We start from the raw sequence: 20,640 nt of genomic DNA on the forward strand, positions 1-20,640 counted from the left end.
AGTCCGCTGCCCCCGTGCATACGGCTCTCGGTTGGAAGGTCCGGCTTTTTTGCGGGAGCCCTACGCGGCGGACTTTCGACGTACCGGCACGGCCCGCTCCCACCCCGACGAGCCCTCTACGGCAAAGCGATCCCCGGATCCATCCCACCCAACGCGGAAGCACACGAACAACCCCGCGACCCCCCATCGGGCAACCCCGCGACCGCGTCGAACAGAACCCCCCGCAACCGCCCCACATTCGCGGCGAACACCTTCAGCACCTCGTCGTGCGAGACCCCTTCCCCCGCAGCCGCCCCCGCATCGAGATCGGTGACCAGCGTCATCGACGTGTAGCAGAGCTCCAGTTCACGGGCGAGCGCCGCCTCCGGATGCCCGGTCATGCCCACCACGGACCACCCCTGTGCCCGGTACCAGAGGGACTCCGCCCGGGTCGAGAACCGCGGCCCCTCGATCACCACGAGCGTCCCGCCGTCCACCGCCTCCCACTCCCGCCCGCGCGCCGCCGCGAGCGCGACCTCGCGCCCGACGGAGCAGTAGGGGTCGGCCAGCGACACATGCACCACGTTCGGCAAGCCCCCGTCGTGCAACGGCACCCCGTCGTAGAACGACTGCGCCCGGGACTGCGTACGGTCCACGAACTGGTCCGGCACGAGCAGCGTCCCGGGCCCGTACTCGGGCCGCAGCCCGCCCACGGCACACGGCCCGAGCACCTGCCTCGCGCCGACGGAACGCAGCGCCCACAGATTGGCCCGGTAGTTGATGCGATGCGGCGGCAGATGATGCCCGCGTCCGTGGCGAGGGAGGAAGGCGACCCGTCGCCCGGCGATCTCGCCGAGGAAGAGGGAGTCGCTGGGCGGCCCGTAGGGGGTGTCCACCTGTATCTCGGTCACGTCGTCGAGGAACGAATAGAAACCCGACCCGCCGATGACGCCGATCTCGACGTTCTCCGTGTTCGCCATGACGGGCACCCTAACCGGGCCTTCATCGAGCCCGAAAACGCCGAAGACCCCGCCGCGCGCGTGAAGCGCGACGACGGGGCCTTCGTCAGGAAAAGGCGCGAGACGGCGTCAGGCGGCGTTGCTGCCGGAGGACGAACTCGTGGACGACGACTTCGAAGACGACGACTTCGAGTCCGACGAGGACGAAGACGAGGACTTGGAGTCCGACGAACTGGACGGCTTCGAGTCGGACGACGAGCCCGAGGACTTCGACGCCGAGGCAGGGCTGCTGCTCGACGACGAGCCGCGGCTGTCGTTGCGGTAGAAACCGGATCCCTTGAAGACGATGCCTACTGCGGAGTACACCTTCTTCAGGCGGCCACTGCAGTTGGGGCACACGGTCAGGGCGTCATCGGTGAACTTCTGCACCGCCTCAAGGCCTTCGCCGCACTCGGTGCACTGGTACTGGTAGGTCGGCACTGTGTCTTCCTCCTGGCACTCTCACTCAGTGAGTGCTAACGACGGTCCATACTGACCTATTCCTCGGGATCAGTCCACTGCCACCGGCACGCGGTGACCGACGCCACGTGCGACGGTACGGCTCACGGCCGGCGGAGCGAGCCGCGAACGCAGGCTCACCAGGGTGGCCAGAGCGAGCAGTGTGCCGCCCATCGGGACCAGGAAACCGGCCCCGTCCCAGAGGCGGTCCTCCAGCTGTCCGGCGATCATGACGGCGGCCGCCTGGCCGAGCGCGACGGCGCCGGTCAGCCAGGTGAAGGCCTCCGTGCGGGCGCCCGCCGGCACCAGACCCTCGACCAGCGTGTAGCCGGTGATCAGGGCGGGCGCGATGCACATGCCGACCACGAGGCCGGTCCCGGCGAGGACGACCGCGGACTGGGCCGCCCACAGGCCGGAGGCGGTCAGCGCGAGGGCCGCGTACCCGATGAGCAGGCGGCGGCGCGGGGCCACCTTCCAGGCGATCGCGCCGCAGACGATGCCGGAGAGCATGTTGCCCGCGGCGAACGTCCCGTACAGGACGCCGTTCAGGCCGGGCTCGCCGATCGACTCGCTGAACGCGGCCAGCGAGACCTGCATGCCGCCGAAGACGGCACCGATGCCGAGGAAGGCCACGACCAGCACCCGCACACCGGGGACGGCGAGTGCGGAAACGGCCTTCACGCGCGCGTGCCCGCCGTCACCGGCCCCCGAACCACCCACGGCTCCGGTCTCGACACCCACAGGCGGCTGGGAGCCCCGCTGGGCGGCGAACAGCAGGCCGCCCACCAAGGTCAGCGCGGCCTCCGTGAGCAGCCCCGCGGCCGGGTCCACGGCCGTGCACAGCGCGGTCGCCAGGAGCGGTCCGAACACGAAGGTCAGCTCGTCCGTGACGGACTCGAAGGCCGCCGCGGTCGTCATCAGGGGCGAGCCCTGGAGCTTGGCGCCCCAGCGGGCCCGCACCATGGGCCCGACCTGCGGCACCGAGGCGCCGGTCGGCACGGCGGCGGCGAACAGGGCCCACAGGGGAGCGTTCGCGAGGGCCAGCGCGGTCAGGGAGAGGCCCGCCAGCGCGTGCACGACGACACCGGGCAGCAGTACGGCCCGCTGGCCGTGCCGGTCGGCGAGACGGCCCGTGAACGGCGCGAACAGGGCCATGGCGACACCGGTCACGGCGGCGACGGCGCCGGCGGTCCCGTACGAGCCGGTGGTGTGCTGCACGAGCAGCACGATGGAGATGGTCAGCATCGCGAACGGCTGGCGCGCGGCGAAGCCGGGGAGCAGGAACGTCCAGGCGCCGCGCGTACGCAGCAGCTGCCCGTACCCCGGGCGCTTGGAGACCGACGCTGCGGTGGAGTCCGACGTTCCGGTGGAGGCCGAAGGGCCGGTGGAGTCCGGAGTCCCGCCGGGCCCCTGGGTGACCGTGGATGCCACGGCCGTGCCTTTCTGCCGCCTGGTAGCGCGGCCCCTGTGGCGGGGCGCGGGGCGCCGAGAGCTGTCCTCTTGCGCGGAACTGCGGTAGATACCGGGCCGCCCACTGAAGGGGGCGCCGCGGCCGCCATACGGTCGCGCCAGCACTGCGTCAGGCAGAGTTGGTTCGATCAAGTGTGCCTTGATGATACAGGCCCCTCAGAGACCAGACCTGTGAAAACCAGCACTTCCAAACCGGCCGCCTGGCTTTCACAACGCCCCGCCTCACCCCGCTCCGCCCCGCCACCCGGCCCCGCCAAGCCGTGCCCCCGTAGGCCCCCGCCCAGCGCCCAGCGCCCAGCGCTCAGCGACCCCCGCCCGTCCCCAGCCAGTCCGCCAGTTTGCCGCCCTGGCCGACCGCCCGCAGTCGTCGCTCGGCGGCGTCCCGGACGGGGTCCGTCGCCACGACGAGCAGTTCGTCGCCGCGCCGCAGCACGGTCGTGGGAAGCGGAACGAACGATTCTCCTCCGCGGACGACCAGCGTGACCGCGGCCCCCGCGGGCAGCCGCAGCTCGTTGATCTCGACGCCGTGCATCTTCGACCCGTCCGGGATGGCGACGGACAGCAGATGCCCGCGCAGCCGTTCCAGGGGCGCCGACTCGATCCCCAGGTCGGCGGTCTCCGAGTCGGACTTGGACAGCCCCAGTTTCAGAGCCAGCCAGGGCAGCGTCGGCCCCTGGACGAGGGTGTAGACGACGACAAGGACGAACACGATGTTGAAGATGCGACGGCTTTCCTCGATGCCGCTCACCATCGGGATCGTCGCCAGGATGATGGGCACGGCGCCGCGCAGTCCGGCCCAGGACATCAGGGCCTGTTCCTGCCAGCGCATACGGAACGGCAGCAGCGCCACCACGACGCTCAGCGGGCGCGCCACCATGGTCAGCACGAGGCCGATGACGAGCGCCGGCCAGATGTCGTCGCCCATCTCGTGCGGGGTGACGAGCAGGCCGAGCAGGACGAACATGCCGATCTGAGCGATCCAGCCGAGCCCGTCGGCGAAGCCGCGGGTGGCGGGCCAGTGCGGCAGCTTCGCGTTGCCGAGCACCATCGACGCCAGGTACACGGCGAGGAAGCCGCTGCCGTGGGCCAGTGCCCCGGCTGCGTACGCCGTGACCGCGATCGCCATGACCGCGATCGGATAGAGGCCGGAGGCGGGCAGCGCCACATGCCGCAGCCCGTACGCCCCCATGAAGCCCACCGCGAGCCCGATGGCCGCTCCGATGGCCAGCTCCAGCGCTATCTCGCCGATCAGGTGGTACCAGTGGTCCACCGGGCCGGCCGTCGAGAAGGCCACGACGAGGATGACGACCGGGGCGTCGTTGAACCCCGACTCGGCCTCCAGGATGCCCGTCACGCGCGAGGGGAGCGGCACCTTCCGTAGGACCGAGAAAACAGCCGCCGCGTCCGTGGAGGACACCACCGCGCCGATGATGAGCGCCTGCCGCCACTCCAGCCCGATCAGGTAGTGGGCCGCCGTCGCCGTGACGCCGACGCTCACCGAGACGCCGACGATCGCCAGGGAGGAGGCGGCCGGGAGCCCCGGTTTGATCTCCTTCCACTTCGTGCCCAGACCGCCCTCGGCGAGGATCACGACCAGGGCCGCGTATCCGATGACCTGAGTCAGTTCGGCGCTGTCGAAGTGGACGTCGCCGATGCCGTCCTGGCCCATGGCGACGCCGATGCCCAGGTAGACGAGCAGGCTGGGGAGTCCGCTGCGCGAGGAGATCCGAACCGCTGCCACCGCGACGAGCAGAACGAGCGAGCAGACGAGCAAGAGCTGGTTGAGGTGGTGGACAGTCAGCGGCTGTTCCCTTCTCGTTCTTCCGATCCTGCTGTTCCGAGTAGCTCGGTTTGATCGGTTTTATCAGCGCAACTACTTCGTTACCTTACCTAACTCTTGACGCTTTCTTGACACTTGCCAGGGCAAGATCGAACTTTCGTCCGCCCGGGTTCCCGACACCGCGTCAAGCCGGGGTTGGCCCTGCGCCTATGGTTGCTCCAGCGTTCAGTCAACTGGACAAGCCCGTCTGCCGCTCGCGTGAGGACAGCAAGGACAGCGATGCCCCCCAACACCACCGCATCTTCCGGTCAGAAGCCCGGCAAGTCCGGCAGGAAGAAGGGGCGCAGAGCCCGTCTGATCCTGATCATCCTGGTTCTGGCCATGGTCGGCGGTGTCGCCTACGGGGCCTTCTGGAGCATCAGCACCGTCCGCGCCTCCTTCCCGCAGACCAAGGGTTCCATCACCCTCGACGGTCTGTCGGGGCCCGTGGACGTCAAGCGGGACGGCTACGGCATCCCGCAGGTCTACGCCTCGACCGACGAGGACCTGTTCATGGCGCAGGGCTACGTCCAGGCGCAGGACCGGTTCTACGAGATGGACGTCCGCCGCCACATGACGGCCGGCAGGCTCTCCGAGATGTTCGGCAAGGGCCAGGTCGACAACGACGAGTTCCTGCGCACGCTCGGCTGGCAGCGGGTGGCGGAGAAGGAGTACAAGAGCAAGCTGTCGGCGGAGACGAAGAAGTATCTCCAGGCGTACGCCAAGGGGGTCAACGCCTACCTGAAGGGCAAGGACGGCGCGGACATCTCCCTGGAGTACGCGGCTCTCGGCTTCACCAACGACTACAAGCCCACGGAGTGGACCCCGGTCGACTCCGTGGCCTGGCTCAAGGCGATGGCCTGGGACCTGCGCGGCAACATGCAGGACGAGATCGACCGCTCCCTGATGACCAGCCGGCTCGGCCCGAAGCAGATCGCCGACCTGTACCCGCAGTACCCGTACGACCGGAACAAGCCGATCGTGCGGGAGGGCCGGTACGACACCGTCACCGGCGAGTACTCCCAGAGCAGCACGGGCTCCGGCACGGGCACCGGGTCCGGCACAGGTACAGGCACGGGCATAGGTACAGGCACAGGCACAGGCACCGGCGGTACGCAGTCCGTGGCGGGCAGTGGGCTCACGAACGGCGCCGAGGCGCCCGCGGGGCTGGAGAGCCAGCTGTCGGGCCTCTACGGGGTGCTGGACGACGTTCCCGAGGCCGTCGGCGTGAACGGCAACGGCATCGGCTCCAACTCCTGGGTCGTCAAGGGCACCCACACCATCAGCGGCAAGCCCCTGCTGGCCAACGACCCGCACCTGTCGCCCTCGCTCCCGTCGGTCTGGTACCAGATGGGCCTGCACTGCAAGAGCGTCTCCGAGAAGTGCCAGTACGACGTCTCCGGGTACACCTTCGCGGGGATGCCCGGTGTGGTCATCGGCCACAACCAGGAGATCGCCTGGGGCATGACGAACTCCGGCGCCGACGTCACCGACCTCTACCTGGAGAAGCTCACCGGGGAGGGCTACGAGTACGACGACAAGGTGCTGCCCTTCACCACCCGCAAGGAGAAGATCGACGTCGCGGGCGGCGCGAGCAAGACCATCACCGTCCGGGAGACCAACAACGGACCGCTGCTGTCCGACCGTGACGACGAGCTCGTGAAGGTCGGCAAGAAGGCCGGTGTCGACAGCGCCGCCCCCGACCGCGGCGACGGCTACGGCATCGCCCTGCGGTGGACCGCGCTGGACCCGGGCACCTCGATGGACGCCGTCTTCGCGATCAACAAGGCGACCGACTGGACGAGCTTCCGCAAGGCGGCCACCCTCTTCGACGTCCCCTCGCAGAACCTCGTCTACGCGGACCGCGAGGACAACATCGGCTACCAGCTGCCGGGCCGGATCCCGATCCGCGGCGAGGGCGACGGCTCGCTCCCGTCACCGGGCTGGGACTCCAAGTACCGCTGGACCGGCTACATCGACCAGGACGAACTCCCCAACGAGTACAACCCGAAGCGCGGTTACATCGTGACCGCCAACCAGGCCGTGGTCGACAAGGACAAGTACCCGTACACGCTGACCACGGACTGGGGTTACGGCACCCGCAGCCAGCGGATCTCCGACCTCATCGCGTCGAAGATCAAGAACGGCGGCAAGGTCTCCACGGACGACATGCGCCAGATGCAGCTCGACAACAGCAGCGAGATCGCCAAGCTGCTGGTGCCCAAGCTGCTCAAGATCGACGTGCCCGACAAGGACGTCCGTGAGGCGCAGAAGCTCCTGGAGGGCTGGAACTACACCCAGGACGCCGACTCGGCCGCCGCCGCGTACTTCAACGCGACCTGGCGCAACATCCTCAAGCTCGCCTTCGGCAACAAGCTCCCCAAGGAGCTGCGGGTCAAGGGCCAGTGCCTGTACGTCGAACCGGCCGACTCCACCGGCCCGGTCGACGACGAGGACGACAAGGTGCGCGAGTGCGGCCAGCGCGACGCGGACAGCGCCCAGCCGGACGGCGGCGACCGCTGGTTCGAGGTGGTGCGCAAGATCCTCGACGACGAGGACAACGACTGGTGGTCGGCGCCCAGGACGCGTAACGACAAGGCCGTCGACACCCGTGACGAGCTCTTCGGGCGGGCCCTCGCGGACGCCCGCTGGGAGCTGACCGCCAAGCTCGGCAAGGACCTGGACACCTGGAGCTGGGGCCGCCTGCACCGGCTGTACCTGAAGAACCAGACCCTGGGCACCGAAGGCCCCGGCTTCCTGCAGTACATGCTCAACCGCGGCCCGTACAACATGGGCGGCGGCGAGGCGGCGGTGAACGCCACCGGCTGGAACGCGGCGGGCGGTTACTCGGTCGTTTGGGTGCCGTCGATGCGCATGGTGGTCAACCTCGACAACTTCGACAAGTCCAAGTGGATCAACCTGACCGGGGCCTCCGGCCACGCGTACAGCGCCCACTACATCGACCAGACCAGCAAGTGGGTCAAGGGCGAACTGCTCCCGTGGGTCTCCTCGGACCGGGCCGTCGACAAGGCCACGTCGGACAGCCTGGTGCTGAAACCCTGACAGCCACCGCCGCCGGGCATCGCTGAAAGGGCCCTCCACGCACGCGTGGAGGGCCCTTTGCCGTTGTCTCGCGTACCGGGTGCCTACTGGACGCGGCGGAAGCGGTGCACCCCCGACGGAGTCACCGCCGCGTGCACCGGCCGGTCGTGCGGCTCCGCGGGTACGTGGCCCACCACTTCGCAGTCGTGGAGCAGCACCACGAGGGCCGGATCCGTACCCGCCCGCTCCAGCCGCGCGAGCACCCGGTCGTACGATCCGCCGCCGCGGCCGAGCCGCATCCCGCGCCCGTCCACGGCCAGACCCGGCAGCAGTACGGCGTCGGCGCCGAGCACGGCCTCCGGGCCCAGGCGGGTGCCCGCGGGCTCCAGGAGGGTCGTCCTGCCCCCGAGCCGGACGGGCACGAGCGAGTCCGGGCCGTCGTAGGCGCCCCAGTCGAGATCGTTGTCCGCGAGGAGCACGGGGAGCAGCACACGCACACGGCGCGCGTGGAGTGCGTCGAGGAGCGTACGGGTGCCCGGTTCGCTCCCCACGGAGACGTACGCCGCCACCGTGCGCGCACGCGCCAGTTCGGGCAGCTCCAGCGCGCGGCCCGCGAGAGAGGTCTCCGTCTCCCGCGCGTCATCGGCCGTCAACCTGGTCCTCACCGTGAGGATCTCCCGCCGCAACGAACGCTTGGCAGAGTCCTCTTCAGGTCTCAGGTGGCTCATAGACTTGTTCCGTACCCTTCATAATGCGCTCATATGAGAGCGAATTAACCGGAGCCACAGATTCACTACAAAGGCACCGGATATGGTGTCGGGCATGACTCAGTCGCACCCAAGGATCAGCAAGGCTGTCATCCCCGCAGCAGGTCTCGGCACCCGGTTCCTGCCGGCCACCAAGGCCACTCCCAAGGAGATGCTGCCGGTCGTGGACAAGCCCGCGATCCAGTACGTGGTCGAGGAGGCCGCATCCGCAGGCCTCGACGACGTCCTCATGATCACGGGCCGCAACAAGCGCCCCCTTGAGGACCACTTCGACCGCAACTACGAGCTGGAGTCGGCCCTTCAGAAGAAGGGTGACGCCGGCCGGCTCGCCAAGGTGCAGGAGTCAAGCGACCTCGCCACCATGCACTACGTCCGCCAGGGCGACCCCAAGGGTCTCGGCCACGCCGTCCTGTGCGCCGCCCCGCACGTCGGCAACGAACCCTTCGCCGTCCTCCTCGGCGACGACCTGATCGACCCCCGCGACCCGCTGCTCAAGCGCATGGTCGACGTCCACGAGCAGCACGGCGGCAGCGTCATCGCGCTCATGGAGGTCGAGCCCGAGCAGATCCACCTCTACGGCTGCGCGGCCGTCGAGACCACCGAGGACGGCGACGTCGTCAAGGTGACCGGCCTCGTCGAGAAGCCCGACCCGGCGGACGCCCCCAGCAACTACGCGGTCATCGGCCGGTACGTCCTCGACCCGCACGTCTTCGACATACTCCGCACCACCGAGCCCGGCCGCGGCGGCGAGATCCAGCTCACCGACGCCCTCCAGCAGCTCGCCGACGACGAGAAGATCGGCGGCCCCGTGCACGGCGTCGTCTTCAAGGGCCGCCGCTATGACACCGGTGACCGCGGCGACTACCTGCGTGCCATTGTCCGACTCGCGTGCGAACGTGAAGACCTGGGCCCGGACTTCCGTGCCTGGCTTCGCAGTTACGTCACCGAGGAGATGTAGCAATTTGAGCACCGCCGCGACCCGTGCCACCGGCCAGGACCACCTCTGGTCGGTGACCGAGCACCTGGAGGACATCCTCGCGACCGTGCGGCCCCTGGACCCCATCCAGCTGCAGATCCTCGACGCCCAGGGCTGTGTCCTGGTCGAGGACGTCATGGTGCCGGTGTCCCTGCCGCCCTTCGACAACAGCTCGATGGACGGGTACGCGGTCAGGGTCGCCGATGTCGCGGGCGCCAGCGAGGAGTATCCGGCGGTCCTCACGGTCGTCGGCGACGTGGCGGCGGGCCAGTCCGAGCTGCTGCACGTGGGCCCCGGCCAGACCGCCCGCATCATGACGGGCGCCCCGCTGCCGCCCGGCGCTGAGGCGGTCGTCCCCGTGGAGTGGACCGACGGCGGCCTCGGCCAGGGCCCCGTCTCCGGGATGCGCGCCCGCAGCACGTCCCCCGAGGGCGCCTCCGGGCAGGTGCACGTGCACCGCCCGGCGGGAGCACGCGCGCATGTGCGCGCGAAGGGCAGCGACGTGAACGCCGGAGACCGCGCCCTGTCCGCGGGCACCGTCCTCGGGCCCCCGCAGATCGGCCTGCTCGCCGCGATCGGCCGCGGGACCGTCCGCGTCCGCCCCCGCCCGCGCGTGGTGGTCCTGTCCACCGGCAGCGAACTGGTCCAGCCCGACGGCGAGTTGGAGAACGGCCAGATCTACGACTCGAACAGCTTCGCCCTGTGCGCCGCGGCCCGCGACGCCGGAGCCATCGCCTACCGGGTGGGCGCCGTCGCCGACGACGCCGAGACACTCCGCGCCACCATCGAGGACCAGCTCATCCGCGCCGACCTCGTGGTCACCACGGGCGGCGTCAGCGTCGGCGCGTACGACGTCGTCAAGGAGGCGCTCTCCTCGGTCGGCGACGAGGACGAGGCGGGCGGCGGCATCGAGTTCCGCAAGCTCGCCATGCAGCCCGGCAAGCCCCAGGGCTTCGGCACCATCGGCCCCGACCACACCCCGCTGCTCGCCCTCCCGGGCAACCCCGTCTCCTCGTACGTGTCCTTCGAGCTGTTCGTGCGCCCCGCGATCCGCACCCTGGCGGGCCTGGCCGACGTCCACCGGCCCAGCGTCCGGGCGACGCTCCGTACGGACAAGTCGCTCACCTCGCCCGCCGGCCGCCGTCAATTCCTGCGCGGTCGTTACGCGGACGGGGAAGTGAAGCCCGTCGGCGGCGCCGGATCCCATCTGATCGCGGCCCTCGCGCACGCGAACGCGCTGATCGTGGTCCCGGAGACCGTCGAGTCCGTGGAGAGCGGCACCGAGGTCGACGTGGTCCTCCTGGGCTGACAGCTCCGGGTTGGGGGTACCGTGTCGCGCACGACAGGCACGACCGGGAGCGCCGCCACAGCATGAGTACGGCATGAGTACGCAGGACAGACTGACCCACATCGACGAGGCGGGTGCCGCCCGCATGGTCGACGTGTCCGAGAAGGACGTGACGGCCCGCACCGCCCGCGCGAGCGGCCGCGTCCTGGTCTCGCCCCGCGTGATCGAGCTGCTGCGCGGCGAGGGGGTGCCCAAGGGCGACGCCCTCGCCACCGCGCGCATCGCGGGCATCATGGGAGCCAAGCGCACACCGGATCTGATCCCGCTCTGCCACCCGTTGTCGGTGTCGGGTGTCAAGCTTGACCTGTCGGTCGCGGACGACGCGGTCGAGATCCTGGCCACCGTGAAGACCACCGACCGCACGGGCGTCGAGATGGAGGCCCTCACCGCGGTCACCGTGGCGGCTCTCACCGTGATCGACATGGTCAAGGCGGTCGACAAGGGGGCGGTCATCACGGACGTGCGCGTGGAGGAGAAGACGGGCGGCAAGTCGGGCGACTGGAGCCGGCCATGACGGGCGCCCCGGAGAACCCGCCGCCCTCGCAGGCCCCGGCCGATCCGCCGATCGGCGGCGCGCTGACCGCCCCGTACAGCGCGCTCGTCGTGACGGCCTCGAACCGCGCGGCGGCCGGTGTCTACGAGGACAGGGGCGGGCCCCTGATCGCGGAGGGGCTCGCGAAGTTCGGCTTCGCCGTCGACGGCCCGTGGGCGGTGCCCGACGGGGACCCCGTGGAGCACGCGCTGCGGACGGGCGTCCGCGCCGGCTACAGCGTCGTCGTGACCACCGGCGGTACGGGCATCTCGCCCACCGACCGCACACCGGAGGCCACACGCAAGGTCATCGATTACGAGGTGCCGGGCATCGGCGAGGCCATCAGGGCGTTCGGGCGGGAGAAGGTGCCCACGGCGGCGCTCTCCCGGGGCCTCGCCGGGGTCGCCGAGGGGACGCTGATCGTGAACCTGCCCGGTTCCACCGGCGGGGTCAAGGACGGCCTCGCGGTCCTCGAACCCCTCCTGATCCACGCCGTCGACCAGCTGCGCGGCGGCGACCACCCCAGACCCAGCGGCAGTGGGGGTGCGAGCTGAACAGCCCATCCTGGCCGGTCGAGCTGGCGCACGGCGATGTGGTCCTCAGGCCCATAAAGCTGCGCGACCAGCGAGCCTGGCGCGATGTGAACCGGCGCAACCGGGACTGGCTGCGCCCCTGGGAGGCGACCATTCCGCCGCCCACGCCCAGCGGGCCGATCGCCCACCGGCCGACGTACCGGCAGATGGTCCGGCATTTGCGCGCCGAGGCGAACGCGGGGCGGATGCTGCCTTTCGTCATCGAGTACCAGGGGCGGCTCGTCGGACAGCTGACGGTCGCCGGAATCACCTGGGGCTCCATGTGTTCGGGCCATATCGGCTACTGGGTGGACGAGGCGGTCGCCGGACGCGGAGTGATGCCGACGGCCGTGGCGCTTGTGTCCGACCACTGCTTCCGGACCGTTGGTCTGCACCGCATCGAGGTCTGCATTCGGCCCGAGAACGGGCCCAGCCGACGGGTCGTCGAGAAACTCGGATTCCGTGACGAAGGTCTCCGTCCGCGTTATCTCCACATCGACGGAGCCTGGCGCGACCACCTCGTCTTCGCCCTCACCGCCGAGGAGATCCCCGAAGGACTGCTGGCCCGCTGGCGCCGGACACGCACGAGGAACGCGTCCGAAAACTCACCACGGGACACACCCCGGAACACCGCGTAAATGAAATAGGTGTTCGAAAATGATCGGTGATCGACCACCCTCGGGCATTAATTTCGTGCTCTCGGTAGCCAGCTGATCGCATCGGTCACAAAAAAAGCTCGAAATATCAGCCAGATCGTGCGACACACCGGCTCAATTGGCAGATGGCCTCATGCAAACCCCTCTACCGTGTGAGGCGTGAGCAGCAGCGGCCTCATCTACGCAGTCATTGTCGGGGCCTGGGCCGCCTACTTGGTGCCGATGTGGCTCCGTAGGCAGGACGAGCTGAACGAGGCCCGTCCGACGGAACGCTTCAGCACCGCCATCCGGCTTCTGTCCGGACGGGCGGGCATGGAGCGCCGATACGCCAAGGACCTGCAGGCGCGCTCCGCCGAAGAGGGGGAGCAGCGCGCCGACCCGGACGGCGTCACCGACTCGGTGGACGTCCGGGCCTTCGCCATGCCTCCGACGCGCCGTGAAGTACGGGCGAACGTCGACGAGGCGCGTGAAGCGCGGGACGCGCGGGACGCGCGCTCCGCGGCGCAGCACGCCCAGGCGCAGGCCCAGCACGCACAGGCTCAGGCGCAGGCCTCCAGACAGGCGCAGGCGTCGAGGCAGGCCGCACAGCAGCAGGCGCTGCAGCAGGCGTCGGAGCAGGAGGCGAGGCAGGCGGCACGGCAGGCGGCCGTGACGGCCCCCAAGCCCGGCGCCCGCCCCGTGCCCCAGCAGGGCGCCAAGCCCGCGAAGACGTCCCGTTCCTCGAAGACGTCCGGCGCCTCGAAGGCGTCGAACGGAACGAAGGCGTCGAACGGCACGGCGTCGCCGTCCCCCGCGCGACGGGCCGCCGCGGCGGAGGCCGCAGCCCGCGCCCGGCGCTCGAAGGTGCTCGCGCGCCGACGGCGTACGACCGTCATGCTGTTCATCGCCTTCACACTCGGTGCGATCGTCGCCGCCGTCGGCGGGCTCGCGTTCCTGTGGGCGCCCGGGGTGCCCGCCGTGATGCTGAGCATCTACATCGCGTATCTGCGCTCCCAGGAGCGCCGGCGCTTCACCTATGTGATGGACCGCAGGCACGCCGAGGCCGCGGCGCAGCGGCTGAGGGAGCGCCAGCCGCGCCGGCGGCCCCCGGCCGACCCGGGCGCCGCCGACGAGCCGGAGGACGGACCCGAGCCCGACACCGATCCCGGCATGTCGGCGCTCGCCGCCGACCGCCGTGCCCTCGTCGAGCAGACCGACCACGCGGAGTGGGTCGACCAGCAGCGCGAGCGCCGCAACGGCCCCGCCCGCGGCGACAGCTGGGACCCCGTCCCGGTGCCCCTGCCGACGTATGTGACGGCGCCGGTCGCCCCGCGTGCGACGTCCGACGTCGACCTGGGCGCGCCCGACGCGTGGAGCTCGGCCCGGTCCAGCACGGCTGAGCCGAACGCGGACCGCGCGGCGGCGGAGGCGGCGGAGGCCGCCGAAGCGGCCGAGGCGCAGGAGGAACTGGACGAGCCCGACGGGGACGACGACAGCGACAGCTCGGACAGCGCCGCGGACGCCCGCCGCGCGGCCTCGGCCCGCCGGGCCCGCGAACGGGGCCGCACGCCGCTCTTCGACCAGTACGAGGACGGCGACCGGCCGCGCGCCGCCAACGAGTGACGACACCACTGAGGACACCGGTGACGACACCTCAGAACCCCACCGGAGGCCCTGCCCCTGACCAGCGGGAGAGCCACCGGGAACGGATTTCCAAGCACCCGGATCGGGATGCTAGAGTTTCACTCGTTGCAAGGGCCTGTGGCGCAGTCTGGTAGCGCACCTCGTTCGCATCGAGGGGGTCTGGGGTTCAAATCCCCACAGGTCCACCGCAGCTCAGAACCCCCGCCGGGGAGATCCGGCGGGGGTTCTTTGGTGTTGCGTGGCCACTCGCTGCCCGAGCCGCGTACCTGGATGGTCCTGCTGCAGGGCGGCGGAGTGTGGCTCCTCACAAGGCCTTTGCGTAGCAGCGGCTGTCCTTGTGGAAGCGGTAGTGGCCGAACTTGGCGCAGGGCTCGTAGCCGCTGGACGCGTACAGGGCGATGGCCTCGGGCTGCTTGTTGCCGGTCTCCAGGACCATGCGGGTGCGGCCCGCCGCCCGGGCGTCGGCCTCCAGGGCGCCGAGGATGCGGCGGGCGAGGCCGTTGCCGCGGGCCTCGCCGATCACGAACATGCGCTTCAGCTCGGCGTCGCCGTCCGAGTAGCCCTCGTCGTTCTCGTCCTGGGTGCGCCAGCCGCCGGTGGCCACGGGCCGGCCGTCGGCGTCGTACGCGATGAGGTAGAGGCCGAGCGGCGGATCGAACATCGACGGGTCGAGCGGGGTGACATCGCCCTCGTCGCCGTAGCGCACGGCGTACTCGGCCTGCACCTCGTCGTTGAGCTTGACGGCGTCGGGGTGGTCGAAGGCGACCCGGCGTATATCCATGCTAAGTATCGTACTTCTATGCAGTAGGGGGGAAGTGGGCAGGTGCGCTGTGCTCGTCCAGTGTGCCGGTATCGTGCCCGGGTGCTCACTGTGACCTCTGTGAATGTAAACGGGCTCCGGGCCGCCGCCAAAAAGGGCTTCGTGGAGTGGCTGGCGGAGACGTCCGCCGATGTGCTGTGCCTCCAGGAGGTGCGGGCCGAGCCCGAGCAGCTTCCGGAGGGCGTACGGCAGCCCGAGGGGTGGCATGTCGTGCACGCGCCCGCCGCCGCGAAGGGGCGGGCCGGTGTCTCCCTCTACACGCGCCGCGAGCCCGACCGCGTCCAGGTCGGCTTCGGGTCGGCCGAGTTCGACGGCAGCGGACGCTATGTCGAGGCGGACCTGCCCGGCGTCACCGTCGCCAGCCTGTACCTGCCCTCCGGCGAGGTCGGGACCGAGCGGCAGGACGAGAAGATCCGGTTCATGGACGAGTTCCTCGTCCATCTGAAGGGGCTGCGCGTGCGGGCCGCCGCCGAGGGGCGCGAGGTCGTCGTGTGCGGCGACTGGAACATCGCCCACCAGCCGGCCGACCTCAAGAACTGGCGGGCCAACCAGAAGAACTCCGGCTTCCTGCCGGAGGAGCGGGAGTGGCTGGGCAAGGTCTTCGCCGAAGCGGAGGCAGAGGGGGGCGCAGAGGGCGGGGGCGGGTACGTGGATGTCGTGCGCGCGCTGCACCCCGACGTCGACGGGCCGTACTCGTGGTGGTCCTACCGCGGGCGCGCCTTCGACAACGACTCGGGATGGCGGATCGACTACCACGTCTCCACGCCCGGACTCGCGGCCCGGGCCGTCAAGGGATTCGTGGAGCGGGCGGCGACCCACGGGGAGCGCTGGTCCGACCACGCGCCGGTGACCGTCGTCTACGACAGGTGACGCGTGACCGATGATCGATGACAGGTGGCCGGCGGGTGCGGCCGTAGGTGCCAGGGGCGCCTACGGCCGTTTCTGCAGGCGTCGGTCCAGCGCCATCGACAGCTCCGCCTCCACCACGCTCTTCGCCAGGGGGCGCAGTCGCTGGAGGTCCTCCGGTGTGCGGTCGGCTGTGAGGACCACCTCGGTGAACAACTCCGCCAGGGCGTCCGCGTGTTCGCGTACGCGGCGGGCGGCGGCGAGGATGTCCGCGAGCGGGATGCCCTCGCGGACGAGCGCCGCCGAGGTGTCCAGGAGCCGGCGGCTGATGTGGACGATGTCCGTGCCGTCGGTGGCCAGGTAGCCGAGGTCCAGGGACGCGGCGAGGTTCTCCGAGGTGGCCTGGCCCGCGAAGACGTCGGCCAGTTCCTCGGGGGACAGGCGCACCGGGGTCTCCTCGGTGGGTACGCCGAGCCCCAGCAGTTCGCCCACGTCGCGGCCGTGGTCGAACGCCTCGGCCAGTTCCGCGATGCCGCTGAGGGTGTGGCCGCGCTCCAGGAGGGCGGCGATCGTACGCAGCCGGGCGAGGTGGTCCTCGTCGTACCAGGCGATGCGGCCCTCGCGGCGCGGTGGCGGGATCAGCTTCCGTTCGCGGTAGAAGCGCAGCGTGCGCACGGTGATGCCGGCCTGCTGGGCCAGCTCCTCCATTCGGTACTCCCGCTTGTCCGCCACATCGGCACCCTATGTCGTACCGCCGGTAACTTTCCTGTGTGCAACCCCTACCCATGAGTACGGAGCTGCTCTAGTCTCCCCATTGCGCCAGTGTTCACTGGCGCGGTCGTACGTGGCATGGACGCGGCATGGAGGCATCGGGATGACCGAGCACGAACATGTACGGGTGGCGGTGATCGGCTCCGGTTTCGGCGGGCTGGGAGCCGCCGTACGGTTGCGCCGCGAGGGCGTCACCGACTTCGTCGTCCTGGAACGGGCCGGCAGCGTGGGCGGGACCTGGCGCGACAACAGCTACCCCGGCTGCGCCTGCGACGTGCCGTCCCACCTCTACTCGTTCTCCTTCGCGCCCAACCCCGACTGGCCGCGCACCTTCTCCGGGCAGGAGCACATCCGCGCCTATCTGGAGCACGTCACCGACACCTTCGGACTGCGGCCCCATCTGCGCCTGAACTCCGAGGTCAAGCTCATGACCTGGGACGGCGAGCGGCTGCGCTGGGTGATCGAGACCAGCAGCGGCACCCTCACCGCCGACCTCGTCGTGTCCGCCACCGGGCCGCTCTCCGACCCCAAGGTGCCGGACGTCCCCGGACTCGACACCTTCCCCGGCAAGGTCTTCCACTCGGCCCGCTGGGACCACGACTACGACCTGCGCGGCAAGCGGGTCGCGATGATCGGCACCGGGGCCTCCGCCATCCAGATCGTGCCGGCGATCCAGCCCGAGGTCGCGAAACTGACCCTCTTCCAGCGCACCCCGCCCTGGGTGATGCCCCGCATGGACCGGGCCGTCAGCGGCGCCGAGCGGCTGCTGCACCGGACGCTGCCCGTCACGGCCCGGCTGCGGCGCGGACTCCTGTGGGGCATCCGGGAGCTGCAGGTCCAGGCGTTCACCAAGCGCCCGGGCGAGCTGGGGCTGGTCGAGGAGATCGCCAGACGGAACATGTTCAGGGCCGTCAAGGACCCGGGACTGCGGGCCAAGCTGACCCCGTCCTACCGCATCGGCTGCAAGCGCATCCTGCTGTCCAGCACGTACTACCCGGCCCTCGCGAAGCCCAATGTGGACGTCGTCGCGAGCGGACTGCGCGAGGTCCGCGGCTCCACCGTCGTCGCCGCCGACGGCAGCGAGGCCGAGGTCGACGCGATCGTCTTCGGTACGGGATTCCACGTCACCGACATGCCCATCGCCGACCGGGTCGTCGGCGCGGACGGCAGAACGCTCGCCGAGGCGTGGTCGGCGTCCGGCATGAGGTCCCTGCGGGGCGCGACCGCCGCCGGGTTCCCCAACTGGATGACGATCATCGGGCCCAACACGGGCCTCGGGAACTCCAGCATGATCCTGATGATCGAGTCCCAGCTGAACTACCTGGCCGACTACGTACGCCAGTTGGACGTGCTCGGCGGCCGGGCCGCCCTCGACGCACGCCCCGGCGCGGTCGACGCCTGGAACGACCGCGTCCAGAAACGCATGGAGCGCACGGTCTGGTCCACCGGCGGCTGCAACAGCTGGTACCTCGACGAGAACGGCGTCAACACGACCGTCTGGCCGGGCACGACCACGGAGTTCCGCGGCGCGACACGGCACGTGGACCTGGCGGAGTACGACCTGATCCGCGCGCCCGCGCCCACACCGGCGCCCCCATCCGAACCCGAACCCGAACTCGTACCGGCATCGGCCGCGCAGCCCGCGACACCGGCCGCCCGTACCAAGAAGAAGGCCGAGGCAGAAGCATGAGCCGACTGACGCGCGAGGCCTCCGGTCCCTACGCGCCGCCCGTCCCCGCGCGCGAGCTGACGGCGGTCTCCGCCGACGGGGCGCGGCTGCACGTCGAGGTGCACGGAGCCGTGGACGACCCGGCCGCCCCCGCGGTGGTGCTCGCGCACGGCTGGACGTGCTCGACCGCCTTCTGGGCCGCGCAGATACGGGAGCTCGCCACCGACCACAGGGTGATCGTCTACGACCAGCGCGGGCACGGGCGCAGCCCCGCGAGCCCCGCGTGCAGCACGGACGGGCTCGCCGACGACCTGGAGGCCGTGCTCGCGGCCACCCTCGCACCGGGCGAGAAGGCCGTCCTCGCCGGGCACTCCATGGGCGGCATGACGCTCATCGCCGCGTCCGAACGGGCCGGGTTCCGTGAGCACGCCGCCGCCGTACTCCTGTGCAGCACGGGCAGTTCACGGCTGGTCGCCGAGTCGCTCGTACTGCCGATGCGGGCCGGGCGGTCGCGTACCTGGCTGACCAAGCAGATCCTCGGGTCGCGGGCGCCGCTCGGACCGGTCACACCGCTCGCCCGGCGGATCCTCAAGTACGGGACCATGGGCCCCGGTTCGGCGCCGGCCATGGTCGACGCGTGCGCGCGGATCGTGCACGCGTGCCCCCGGCAGGTGCGCCACTCCTGGTCGAAGGTGCTCGACCTGCTCGATCTCGACCACGCGGTACGGGAGTTGCGCGTCCCCACCGAGGTCGTCGTGGGTACGGCGGACCGGCTGACGCCCGCCGTGCACGCCCGCTCGCTGGTCGCCGCGCTGCCGCACTGCGTCGGCTCCACCGAACTGCCCGGCATCGGGCACATGACCCCCATCGAGGCCCCCGACCTGGTCACCACCCGGATCCGGGCCCTCGTCGCCACATACGCAGTGATCAAGGAGGGCGCATGAGCAGGGTCGGTCTTCAAGGACAGGTCGCCGTCGTCACGGGGGCCGCACGGGGCGTCGGGGAACTCCTCGCCCGCAAGCTCTCCGCCCGCGGCGCCACCGTCGCGCTCGTCGGCCTCGAACCCGAGGAACTGAAGGGCGTCTCCGGGCGGCTGCACGGCGAGAGCGGGTACTGGCACGCCGACGTCACCGACCATGAGGCCATGGCCGAGGTCGCACGCGAGGTGAAGGCGCGGTTCGGCAAGGTCGACATCGTCGTCGCCAACGCCGGGGTCGCCAACGGCGGTCCGTTCGTCGACTCCGACCCGGTCGCCTGGCGGCGGGTCATCGAGGTGAACCTCATCGGGTCGGCCGTCACCGCCCGCGCCTTCCTGCCCGTCCTCCAGGAGAGCCGCGGCTATCTGCTCCAGATCGCCTCGCTCGCCGCGATCACGCCCGCGCCGATGATGAGCGCGTACTGCGCGTCCAAGTCGGGCGTCGAGGCGTTCGCGCACAGCCTGCGGGCCGAGGTCGGCTACCAGGGCGTACGCGTCGGGGTCGGGTACCTCTCCTGGACCGACACCGACATGGTGCGCGGGGCCGACCAGGACGACGTCATGCGGGAGTTGCGCCAGCGGCTGCCGTGGCCCGCCAACAAGACGTACCCGCTGGGGCCGGCCGTCGACCGGATCGTCGCCGGGATCGAGCGGAGGTCCAGTCATGTGTACGGGCAGTGGTGGCTGCGCGGGATGCAGGGGGTACGGGGCTATCTCCCCGCGCTCATCGGAACGGTCGGGCAGCGGGAGATGCGGCGGTTCGCACCGAGGCTGGGGAGCGTCGGTACGGGGCTCGTCGGTGCAGGTGGGGAGGCTGATCAGGCCGGGCGGGACACGGTGCGTCACCGACCGTGACTGATCGAAATGCGCGCAATGTCCGTGCGTGTAACTCTGGTCGAGGCCCAACCCCCTCACCCACAAACGGGAGTGAACCTCATGGCCATGAAGGACCAGTTCCAGGACAAGACCGAAGAGCTTCAGCGCAACGCCAAGCAGAAGCTCGGCGAGCGGCGTGACCAGGCGGGCGAGCGTGGGCAGCAGATGCCCGAGCGAGAGCGGCCCGCCGAGCGTGAGCGGCCGGATCGTGAGCGGCCGGAGCGGCGTTCGCCTGAGGGTGAGCGGGGTCGGCGTGACGAGTTCGACGTCTGAGACGTGCGACTCGGTTGAGCTGACGCTCTGTTCGACCTTCGGCCTTGGCCGGAATTGACGTGGGGTGCCCTCTTCTCTGGGGCGCCCCACGTTTTTGCTGTCCGCGGCCCGGTGGGGGCGGGCCGCGCAGTTCCCCGCGCCCCTGATGGGGCGCAGCCCCTCCTGAGG

At 70.5% G+C, this 20,640-nt stretch carries 19 protein-coding genes and 1 tRNA gene; 13 read left to right on the forward strand and 7 right to left on the reverse strand.

Annotated features, from left to right (window positions below; translation table 11 throughout):
• Positions 1-116: 116 nt before the first annotated feature.
• From ACFWGJ_RS26295 to ACFWGJ_RS26310, 4 genes are all read right to left on the reverse strand, one after another.
• A complete protein-coding gene (locus ACFWGJ_RS26295) occupies positions 117-959 on the reverse strand; it encodes an S-methyl-5'-thioadenosine phosphorylase (RefSeq protein ID WP_387329038.1) in 843 nt (280 codons plus the stop codon).
• A gap of 108 nt (positions 960-1,067) precedes the next feature.
• Positions 1,068-1,418 (reverse strand): FmdB family zinc ribbon protein, encoded by a 351-nt coding sequence (locus tag ACFWGJ_RS26300; RefSeq protein ID WP_387329041.1) that lies wholly within the window; start codon positions 1,416-1,418, stop codon positions 1,068-1,070.
• A 69-nt stretch (positions 1,419-1,487) separates the two neighbouring features.
• The gene (locus ACFWGJ_RS26305; protein WP_387329076.1) at positions 1,488-2,747 is read right to left on the reverse strand and encodes an MFS transporter; all 1,260 of its coding nucleotides are present in this window, start codon (positions 2,745-2,747) and stop codon (positions 1,488-1,490) included.
• Positions 2,748-3,207: 460 nt separating this feature from the next.
• On the reverse strand, positions 3,208-4,734 hold the full coding sequence (locus ACFWGJ_RS26310; protein WP_387329079.1) for a potassium/proton antiporter: 1,527 nt from the start codon (positions 4,732-4,734) through the stop codon (positions 3,208-3,210).
• A 231-nt stretch (positions 4,735-4,965) separates the two neighbouring features.
• On the opposite strand from ACFWGJ_RS26310, the gene ACFWGJ_RS26315 reads away from it, so the two are divergent.
• Entirely contained in the window at positions 4,966-7,788 is a 2,823-nt protein-coding gene (locus tag ACFWGJ_RS26315) for a penicillin acylase family protein (protein WP_387329043.1), read from the forward strand.
• An 83-nt stretch (positions 7,789-7,871) separates the two neighbouring features.
• On the opposite strand, the gene ACFWGJ_RS26320 is transcribed toward ACFWGJ_RS26315, so the two are convergent.
• On the reverse strand, positions 7,872-8,495 hold the full coding sequence (locus tag ACFWGJ_RS26320; RefSeq protein WP_387329046.1) for a 5-formyltetrahydrofolate cyclo-ligase: 624 nt from the start codon (positions 8,493-8,495) through the stop codon (positions 7,872-7,874).
• Positions 8,496-8,589: 94 nt separating this feature from the next.
• Between ACFWGJ_RS26320 and galU the strand changes: the two genes are divergently transcribed.
• The 7 genes from galU (at position 8,590) to ACFWGJ_RS26355 (ending at position 14,426) form a co-directional block, all read left to right on the forward strand.
• Positions 8,590-9,492: a UTP--glucose-1-phosphate uridylyltransferase GalU gene (galU, locus tag ACFWGJ_RS26325; protein ID WP_387329049.1), complete on the forward strand. Its 903-nt coding sequence runs from the start codon at positions 8,590-8,592 to the stop codon at positions 9,490-9,492.
• 4 nt (positions 9,493-9,496) lie between these two features.
• Positions 9,497-10,819 (forward strand): gephyrin-like molybdotransferase Glp, encoded by a 1,323-nt coding sequence (gene glp / locus ACFWGJ_RS26330; protein WP_387329052.1) that lies wholly within the window; start codon positions 9,497-9,499, stop codon positions 10,817-10,819.
• A gap of 73 nt (positions 10,820-10,892) precedes the next feature.
• Positions 10,893-11,372 carry a cyclic pyranopterin monophosphate synthase MoaC gene (gene moaC, locus ACFWGJ_RS26335; RefSeq protein WP_189774961.1) on the forward strand — a complete coding sequence of 160 codons (480 nt, stop codon included), beginning with the start codon at positions 10,893-10,895 and terminating at the stop codon, positions 11,370-11,372.
• Positions 11,369-11,944 (forward strand): molybdenum cofactor biosynthesis protein B, encoded by a 576-nt coding sequence (locus ACFWGJ_RS26340; protein ID WP_387329055.1) that lies wholly within the window; start codon positions 11,369-11,371, stop codon positions 11,942-11,944. Before moaC ends, ACFWGJ_RS26340 begins: the two co-directional genes overlap by 4 nt.
• Positions 11,941-12,600 (forward strand): GNAT family N-acetyltransferase, encoded by a 660-nt coding sequence (locus tag ACFWGJ_RS26345; protein ID WP_210889982.1) that lies wholly within the window; start codon positions 11,941-11,943, stop codon positions 12,598-12,600. The genes ACFWGJ_RS26340 and ACFWGJ_RS26345 overlap by 4 nt, the downstream gene beginning before the upstream one ends.
• Before the next feature lie 177 nt (positions 12,601-12,777).
• Positions 12,778-14,220, forward strand: a complete 1,443-nt coding sequence (gene glpR, locus ACFWGJ_RS26350) for a gephyrin-like molybdotransferase receptor GlpR (RefSeq protein ID WP_387329058.1) — start codon at positions 12,778-12,780, stop codon at positions 14,218-14,220.
• A 132-nt stretch (positions 14,221-14,352) separates the two neighbouring features.
• Positions 14,353-14,426, forward strand: a tRNA-Ala gene (locus tag ACFWGJ_RS26355).
• A 119-nt stretch (positions 14,427-14,545) separates the two neighbouring features.
• Here the strand turns inward: ACFWGJ_RS26355 and ACFWGJ_RS26360 are convergent.
• Positions 14,546-15,022, reverse strand: a complete 477-nt coding sequence (locus tag ACFWGJ_RS26360) for a GNAT family N-acetyltransferase (RefSeq protein WP_387329061.1) — start codon at positions 15,020-15,022, stop codon at positions 14,546-14,548.
• Positions 15,023-15,103: 81 nt separating this feature from the next.
• On the opposite strand from ACFWGJ_RS26360, the gene ACFWGJ_RS26365 reads away from it, so the two are divergent.
• A complete protein-coding gene (locus ACFWGJ_RS26365) occupies positions 15,104-15,931 on the forward strand; it encodes an exodeoxyribonuclease III (RefSeq protein WP_387329064.1) in 828 nt (275 codons plus the stop codon).
• A 60-nt stretch (positions 15,932-15,991) separates the two neighbouring features.
• Here the strand turns inward: ACFWGJ_RS26365 and ACFWGJ_RS26370 are convergent, their stop codons facing one another.
• Positions 15,992-16,615 carry a MerR family transcriptional regulator gene (locus tag ACFWGJ_RS26370; RefSeq protein WP_387329083.1) on the reverse strand — a complete coding sequence of 208 codons (624 nt, stop codon included), beginning with the start codon at positions 16,613-16,615 and terminating at the stop codon, positions 15,992-15,994.
• 166 nt (positions 16,616-16,781) lie between these two features.
• Here ACFWGJ_RS26370 and ACFWGJ_RS26375 point away from each other — a divergent pair, with 166 nt between their 5' ends.
• From ACFWGJ_RS26375 to ACFWGJ_RS26390, 4 genes are all read left to right on the forward strand, one after another.
• Positions 16,782-18,368, forward strand: a complete 1,587-nt coding sequence (locus ACFWGJ_RS26375; protein ID WP_387329067.1) for a flavin-containing monooxygenase — start codon at positions 16,782-16,784, stop codon at positions 18,366-18,368.
• Positions 18,365-19,291, forward strand: coding sequence for an alpha/beta fold hydrolase (locus ACFWGJ_RS26380; protein ID WP_387329069.1), 927 nt, complete (start codon positions 18,365-18,367; stop codon positions 19,289-19,291). The genes ACFWGJ_RS26375 and ACFWGJ_RS26380 overlap by 4 nt, the downstream gene beginning before the upstream one ends.
• The gene (locus ACFWGJ_RS26385; protein ID WP_387329071.1) at positions 19,288-20,178 is read left to right on the forward strand and encodes an SDR family oxidoreductase; all 891 of its coding nucleotides are present in this window, start codon (positions 19,288-19,290) and stop codon (positions 20,176-20,178) included. Before ACFWGJ_RS26380 ends, ACFWGJ_RS26385 begins: the two co-directional genes overlap by 4 nt.
• Before the next feature lie 81 nt (positions 20,179-20,259).
• Positions 20,260-20,472 (forward strand): hypothetical protein, encoded by a 213-nt coding sequence (locus ACFWGJ_RS26390; protein WP_387329074.1) that lies wholly within the window; start codon positions 20,260-20,262, stop codon positions 20,470-20,472.
• Positions 20,473-20,640: the final 168 nt, after the last annotated feature.

This window comes from Streptomyces sp. NPDC060205 (assembly GCF_042728395.1).
GTDB lineage: Bacteria > Actinomycetota > Actinomycetes > Streptomycetales > Streptomycetaceae > Streptomyces.